The sequence below is a fragment of the Streptomyces sp. NPDC059009 genome (genome assembly GCF_042740175.1).
GTDB lineage: Bacteria > Actinomycetota > Actinomycetes > Streptomycetales > Streptomycetaceae > Streptomyces.
The window spans coordinates 124,700-131,107 of the sequence record NZ_JBHYJB010000031.1; the positions used below are offsets into that span (position 1 = coordinate 124,700).

Annotated in this window: 7 protein-coding genes; all 7 read left to right on the plus strand. The window is 72.3% G+C overall.

What is annotated here, in order from left to right; all coding sequences use genetic code 11:
- Positions 1–76: 76 nt before the first annotated feature.
- A complete protein-coding gene (gene aroC, locus ACFWYM_RS28770) occupies positions 77–1,261 on the plus strand; it encodes a chorismate synthase (protein ID WP_384843432.1) in 1,185 nt (394 codons plus the stop codon).
- 44 nt (positions 1,262–1,305) lie between these two features.
- Positions 1,306–1,788, plus strand: coding sequence for a shikimate kinase (locus ACFWYM_RS28775; protein ID WP_384843458.1), 483 nt, complete (start codon positions 1,306–1,308; stop codon positions 1,786–1,788).
- The gene (gene aroB, locus ACFWYM_RS28780) at positions 1,785–2,879 is read left to right on the plus strand and encodes a 3-dehydroquinate synthase (protein WP_384843435.1); all 1,095 of its coding nucleotides are present in this window, start codon (positions 1,785–1,787) and stop codon (positions 2,877–2,879) included. Before ACFWYM_RS28775 ends, aroB begins: the two co-directional genes overlap by 4 nt.
- Positions 2,880–3,033: 154 nt before the next feature.
- Positions 3,034–3,879 carry a Pro-rich N-terminal domain-containing protein gene (locus ACFWYM_RS28785; protein ID WP_384843438.1) on the plus strand — a complete coding sequence of 282 codons (846 nt, stop codon included), beginning with the start codon at positions 3,034–3,036 and terminating at the stop codon, positions 3,877–3,879.
- A 129-nt stretch (positions 3,880–4,008) separates the two neighbouring features.
- Positions 4,009–5,121, plus strand: coding sequence for an aminopeptidase P family protein (locus ACFWYM_RS28790; protein WP_384843441.1), 1,113 nt, complete (start codon positions 4,009–4,011; stop codon positions 5,119–5,121).
- 61 nt (positions 5,122–5,182) lie between these two features.
- Entirely contained in the window at positions 5,183–5,749 is a 567-nt protein-coding gene (gene efp / locus ACFWYM_RS28795) for an elongation factor P (protein WP_384843444.1), read from the plus strand.
- 2 nt (positions 5,750–5,751) lie between these two features.
- On the plus strand, positions 5,752–6,189 hold the full coding sequence (gene nusB, locus ACFWYM_RS28800; RefSeq protein ID WP_384843447.1) for a transcription antitermination factor NusB: 438 nt from the start codon (positions 5,752–5,754) through the stop codon (positions 6,187–6,189).
- The last annotated feature ends 219 nt before the right edge of the window (positions 6,190–6,408 follow it).

A 6,408-nucleotide genomic window follows, 5' to 3' on the forward strand; every position in this document is an offset into this window, starting at 1 on the left:
CTAGGGGCAAGGCGGGCCGGGGCCGCGCACCCGGTCGCGCCACAAGCCGTGCCGGGCGCGAGCAGGAGGAGCACCGTTGAGCAGGTTGCGTTGGCTGACGGCGGGGGAGTCCCACGGACCCGCACTTGTCGCGACGCTGGAGGGACTTCCCGCCGGCGTCCCGATCACCACCGACATGGTGGCGGATCACCTGGCCCGGCGCCGCCTCGGCTACGGCCGCGGCGCCCGGATGAAGTTCGAGCGTGACGAGGTCACCTTCCTCGGCGGCGTACGCCACGGCCTGACCATGGGCTCTCCGGTCGCGATCATGGTGGGCAACACGGAGTGGCCCAAGTGGGAGCAGGTCATGGCGGCCGACCCGGTCGACCCCGCGATCCTCGCCGACGTGGCCCGCAACGCGCCGCTGACCCGCCCCCGGCCCGGTCACGCCGACCTCGCGGGCATGCAGAAGTACGGCTTCGACGAGGCCCGTCCGGTCCTGGAGCGCGCCTCCGCCCGGGAGACCGCGGCCCGGGTCGCCCTCGGTGCCGTGGCCCGCTCGTACCTGAAGGAGACGGCCGGGATCGAGATCGTCAGCCATGTGACGGAGCTGGCGAGCGCCAAGGCCCCCTACGGCGTCTACCCGACCCCCGCCGACGTCGAGAAGCTGGACGCCGACCCGGTCCGCTGCCTGGACGCCGACGCGAGCAAGGCGATGGTCGCGGAGATCGACCAGGCCCACAAGGACGGCGACACCCTGGGCGGTGTCGTCGAGGTCCTCGCGTACGGGGTGCCGGTGGGCCTCGGCTCGCACGTGCACTGGGACCGGCGTCTGGACGCCCGCCTGGCCGCCGCCCTCATGGGCATCCAGGCCATCAAGGGCGTCGAGGTCGGCGACGGCTTCGACCTCGCGCGGGTGCCGGGCTCCCAGGCGCACGACGAGATCGTCACCACCGAGGACGGCATCAAGCGCACCTCCGGCCGCTCCGGCGGCACCGAGGGCGGGCTGACCACCGGTGAACTGCTGCGCGTGCGCGCCGCGATGAAGCCCATCGCGACGGTGCCGCGCGCCCTCGCCACCATCGACGTGGCCACCGGCGAGGCCGCGAAGGCGCACCACCAGCGCTCGGACGTGTGCGCGGTCCCGGCCGCGGGCATCGTCGCCGAGGCGATGGTCGCCCTCGTCCTGGCCGACGCGGTCGCCGAGAAGTTCGGCGGCGACAGCGTGCCCGAGACGCGGCGCAACGTGCGGTCGTACCTCGACAACCTGCAGTACCGGTGAGCGCCCTGCCGGACGGCGGCCCGCTGGTCGTGCTCGTCGGGCCCATGGGCGTGGGCAAGTCGACGGTGGGCGGGCTGCTCGCCGAGCGGCTCGGCTGCGGCTACCGGGACACCGACGCCGACATCGTGGCCGCGCAGGGCCGGGAGATCTCGGAGATCTTCGTCGACGAGGGCGAGCCCTTCTTCCGTGACCTCGAGCGGGCCGCGGTGCGCGCCGCCGTCGCCGAGCACGACGGGGTGCTCGCCCTGGGCGGCGGCGCGATCCTCGACGAGGGGACCCGCGCGCTGCTCGCCCCGCTGCCTGTCGTCTATCTCTCGATGGACGTCGAGGAGGCGGTCAAGCGCACCGGCCTCAACCAGGCGCGGCCCCTGCTGGTCGGGAACCCGCGCAAGCAGTGGCGCGAGCTGATGGAGGCCCGCCGCCACCTGTACACCGAAGTCGCGCGCGTCGTCGTCGCCACCGACGAGCGCACCCCCGAAGAGGTCGCCCAGGCGGTCCTCGACGCACTGGAGTTGAAGCAGGCATGACGGAGCAGACGCCCACCCGCATCCAGGTCGGCGGGACGGCCGGTACCGACCCGTACGAGGTCCTCGTCGGGCGCCAACTCCTCGGTGAGCTGGGCGCGTTGATCGGCAAGCAGGCCAAGCGCGTCGCCGTGATCCACCCGGAGGCGCTCGCCGAGACCGGTGACGCGCTGCGCGCCGACCTCGCCGAGCAGGGCTTCGAGGCCGTCGCCATCCAGGTGCCCAACGCCGAGGAGGCCAAGACGGCCGAGGTCGCGGCGTACTGCTGGAAGGCGCTCGGCCAGTCCGGCTTCACCCGCACCGACGTCATCGTCGGCGTGGGCGGCGGCGCCACCACCGACCTCGCCGGGTTCGTGGCGGCGACCTGGCTGCGCGGGGTGCGCTGGATCGCCGTACCGACGACGGTGCTCGCCATGGTGGACGCCGCGGTCGGCGGCAAGACCGGCATCAACACCGCCGAGGGCAAGAACCTCGTCGGCTCCTTCCACCCGCCCGCGGGCGTGCTGTGCGACCTGGCCGCCCTGGACTCGCTCGCGGTCAACGACTACGTGTCCGGGCTCGCGGAGATCATCAAGGCCGGTTTCATCGCCGACCCGGTGATCCTCGACCTGATCGAGGCCGACCCCGAGGCCGCCCGCACCCCGGCGGGCCCGCACACCGCCGAGCTCATCGAGCGCTCCATCAAGGTGAAGGCCGAGGTCGTCTCCGGCGACCTGAAGGAGTCGGGCCGTCGCGAGATCCTCAACTACGGGCACACGCTGGCGCACGCCATCGAGAAGAACGAGCGCTACAAGTGGCGCCACGGTGCCGCCGTCGCGGTCGGCATGCACTTCGCGGCCGAACTCGGCCGTCTCGCCGGGCGGTTGGACGACGCGACGGCCGACCGCCACCGCACCGTCCTGGAGTCCGTCGGCCTGCCCTTGAGCTACCGCTACGACCAGTGGCCCAAGCTCCTGGAGACCATGAAGGTCGACAAGAAGTCCCGCGGCGACCTGCTGCGCTTCATCGTCCTCGACGGCCTGGCCAAGCCCACGGTCCTGGAGGGTCCGGACCCGGCGGTGCTGCTCGCCGCTTACGGAGAAGTGGGCGAGTGATCACGCCCCGTACCGCTTGGTAATAAACCAGCCACGGGCACTCCAACCCTGCCCCGGCCGTTCACACAACGTCGGCCGGGGCAGGTACCGTTCAGTACGCAGGCGGCCCCGGCCGCCCGACCAGCGTCAGACGTACGAGACGGAGTGGCACCGGATGCAGCACGCAGTGGGGTCTCCGTTGCCGCCGCCCCCTCAGCCGGGGCACGGACCGGCCACCGCCTGGTCCCCGGCAGCGCACCACCCCGGCGCTCCGGCCCCGGGCCCCGCACCCGGCTTCGCGGGCGCCCCCGTGGGCCCGGCCGCCCCCGCACAGCACGCTTCGGCGCCCCCGCACGCGCAGATCCCGCCGACCCCGGACACCACGGGACACGTCCAACTCCCGCCCGGCGGCCCGGTCGCCGTGCCGAGCCCGCCGCCCGGACTGGCCCAGGCCGACACCGGCGCCACCACGCTCGCCGTGCTCCTGATCGGCCCCGCGGGCGCGGGCAAGACGAGCGTCGCCAAGTTCTGGGCCGAGCACCGCAGGGTGCCGACCGCGCACATCAGCCTCGACGACGTACGGGAGTGGGTGCGCTCCGGCTTCGCCGACCCCCAGTCCGGCTGGAACGACAACTCCGAGGCGCAGTACCGCCTGGCCCGCCGCACCTGTGGCTTCGCCGCGCGCAACTTCCTGGCCAACGGCATCTCCTGCATCCTCGACGACGCCGTCTTCCCGGACCGGCCGGTCGTCGGGCTCGGTGGCTGGAAGCGGCATGTGGGGCCGGGGCTGCTGCCCGTCGTGCTGCTGCCGGGGCTGGAGATCGTCCTGGAGCGCAACGCCCAGCGCAGCGGAAACCGCCGCCTCACCGACGAGGAAGTGGCCCGCATCCACGGCCGGATGGCGGGCTGGTACGGCTCCGGGCTGCCCATCATCGACAACTCCCAGCTGGACGTGCCCGCCACCGCCCGCGTCCTGGACGACGTGCTGGCCCGCTCCATCGCCAGCCCGCCCCAGTGGTAGCCACCAACCCGGCAGGAACGGTTCAGCCGAGGCACTCCCCGGCCCGGCACCCGCTAGCACAGACGTCCCCGCCGCCCGGTCGGACGCGCTGAAGCGGCCCCGGCCCGCCACCGCTCATAGGCTCGCCCCATGTCAGAGGTGTATGCGGCGCGCAGGGAGCGGCTGAGGGAACAGTGCACGGCGGGCGGAGCGGCGTCGGCCCTGGTCTCCCGCCCGGCCAACGTCCGCTATCTCGCGGGTGCGGCGCCCCACGGCGCCGTGGTCCTGCTGGGGCGCGGCGGCGACGACGATCTGCTCCTGTGCACGCGCCCGCCCGGCGCCGAGCAGGGCGATGGGCGGCCCGACGAGTCGCTGCGCGTGCAGCTCTTGCAGACGCCGGGGGGTGACGCCGCCGTGGCGGGCGCCGACCTCGCGGCCACGCGGGGCGTCGAGTCCCTGGCCGTGGAGGAGCACCATCTGACCGTCGCGCGCCACCGCGCCCTGGACTCGGTCGCGGCCCGGCTGCGCCTCACGGACCTGGGCAAGGCGGTCGAGCAGCTGCGCCTCGTCAAGGACGAGGAGGAGATCTCCTGTCTGCGCATCGCGGCGGAGATCGCCGACCAGGCCCTGGGCGAGCTCCTCGAATCGATCCTGGTGGGGCGGACCGAGCGGCACCTCGCCCTGGAGCTGGAGCGCCGCCTCGTCGACCACGGCGCCGACGGTCCCGCCTTCCCGACCTCCGTCGGCACCGGCCCGAACTCGGGGCGCGGCCGGCACCGTCCGTCCGACCGGCGGGTCGAGGAGGGCGACTTCCTCTCCGTGTGCCTGGGCGCGAACTACCGCGGCTACCGCTGTGAGATCGGCCGTACGTTCGTCATCGGGACCTCGCCCGCCGACTGGCAGATCGAGCTGTACGACCTGGTCTTCGCGGCGCAGCGGGCCGGGCGGGAGGCCCTGAAGCCGGGTGCCGCCTACCGGGACGTGGACCACGCGGCGCGGCAGGTCCTGGACTCCGCGGGGTACGCGGACGGGCTCGCTCCGCTGTCCGGCCACGGTGTGGGGCTCGAAATCGACGAGGACCCGCAGTTGGCGCCCGCGGCCATGGGTAAACTGGACGCTTGCGTGCCGGTCACCGTCGAACCGGGGGTTCACCTCCCCGGCAGGGGCGGGGTCCGGATCGATGACACGCTCGTCGTGCGCCCCGAGGCGGACGGCGGACCCGAGCTACTCACCATTACGACCAAGGAACTGCTCGCGCTCTAGCTCTTTGAGCGATGCGCGTGCCCCGGGGTCGTCCATCGTCAGTCCAGGAGATTCCGCAACCGTGGCTTCCACGAACGACCTCAAGAACGGCCTGGTGCTCAAGCTCGACGGGGGCCAGCTCTGGTCCGTCGTCGAGTTCCAGCACGTCAAGCCCGGCAAGGGCCCTGCCTTTGTGCGCACCAAGCTCAAGAACGTGCTGTCCGGCAAGGTCGTCGACAAGACCTTCAACGCCGGCGTCAAGGTCGACACGGCCACGATCGACAAGCGCGACATGCAGTTCTCCTACATGGACGGCGACTACTTCGTCTTCATGGACATGGAGACGTACGACCAGCTGCACGTCGACAAGAAGGCCGTCGGCGACGCCGCCAACTTCCTGATCGAGGGCTTCACGGCCACCGTCGCGCAGCACGAGGGCGAGGTGCTCTTCGTCGAGCTGCCGGCCGCCGTCGAGCTCGTCGTCCAGGAGACCGAGCCGGGCGTCCAGGGCGACCGCTCCACCGGTGGCACCAAGCCCGCCACCCTGGAGACCGGCCACCAGATCCAGGTCCCGCTCTTCATCACCACCGGCGAGAAGATCAAGGTCGACACCCGTGACAGCGGCTACCTCGGCCGGGTGAACAGCTAACCGTGGCTGCTCGGAACACGGCCCGCAAGCGAGCCTTCCAGATCCTCTTCGAGGCCGATCAGCGCGGCGCCGACGTCCTGACGGTGCTCGCTGACTGGGTGCGCCACTCGCGGTCCGACACCCGGCAGCCGCCGGTGAGCGAGTACACGATGGAGCTCGTCGAGGGGTACGCCGCCAAGGCCGCCCGCATCGACGAGCTGATCGCCCAGTACGCCGTCGGGTGGACCCTGGACCGGATGCCGGTCGTGGACCGCAACATCCTGCGGCTCGGCACCTATGAGCTGGTCTGGGTCGACGGGACGCCGGACGCCGTCGTCCTGGACGAGGCCGTCCAGCTGGCCAAGGAGTTCTCCACGGACGAGTCGCCCTCGTTCGTGAACGGCCTGCTCGGCCGCTTCAAGGACCTGAAGCCCGGCCTCCGCCGGGACGAGGGCGAGTAGTCCTCTCAGGCGCTCAGGCAGATACCCCGAGGGGCCCGCAGTCTCCACTGGCTGCGGGCCCCTCGGGGTCTTCTGTGGCTGTCTCTCGGGGGGCTCTGTGGGCTCAACCAAAGAAAGCGCCGGGGTGGGGCGAAACAGCGGGCGTTTAAGGCCCCCCCCGCGGCCCGATTATGGTTTAATCCACGGAGGGGATAAAACCACAACATTGGGCCCCGCCCC

What these genes read in the sequence shown, in the direction of transcription:
- ACFWYM_RS28775 (WP_384843458.1), top strand. Translation starts at nt 1,306, where the DNA reads ATGGGCGTGGGCAAGTCGACGGTGGGCGGGCTGCTCGCCGAGCGGCTC.
- aroB (WP_384843435.1), top strand. Translation starts at nt 1,785, where the DNA reads ATGACGGAGCAGACGCCCACCCGCATCCAGGTCGGCGGGACGGCCGGT.
- ACFWYM_RS28785 (WP_384843438.1), top strand. Translation starts at nt 3,034, where the DNA reads ATGCAGCACGCAGTGGGGTCTCCGTTGCCGCCGCCCCCTCAGCCGGGG.
- ACFWYM_RS28790 (WP_384843441.1), top strand. Translation starts at nt 4,009, where the DNA reads ATGTCAGAGGTGTATGCGGCGCGCAGGGAGCGGCTGAGGGAACAGTGC.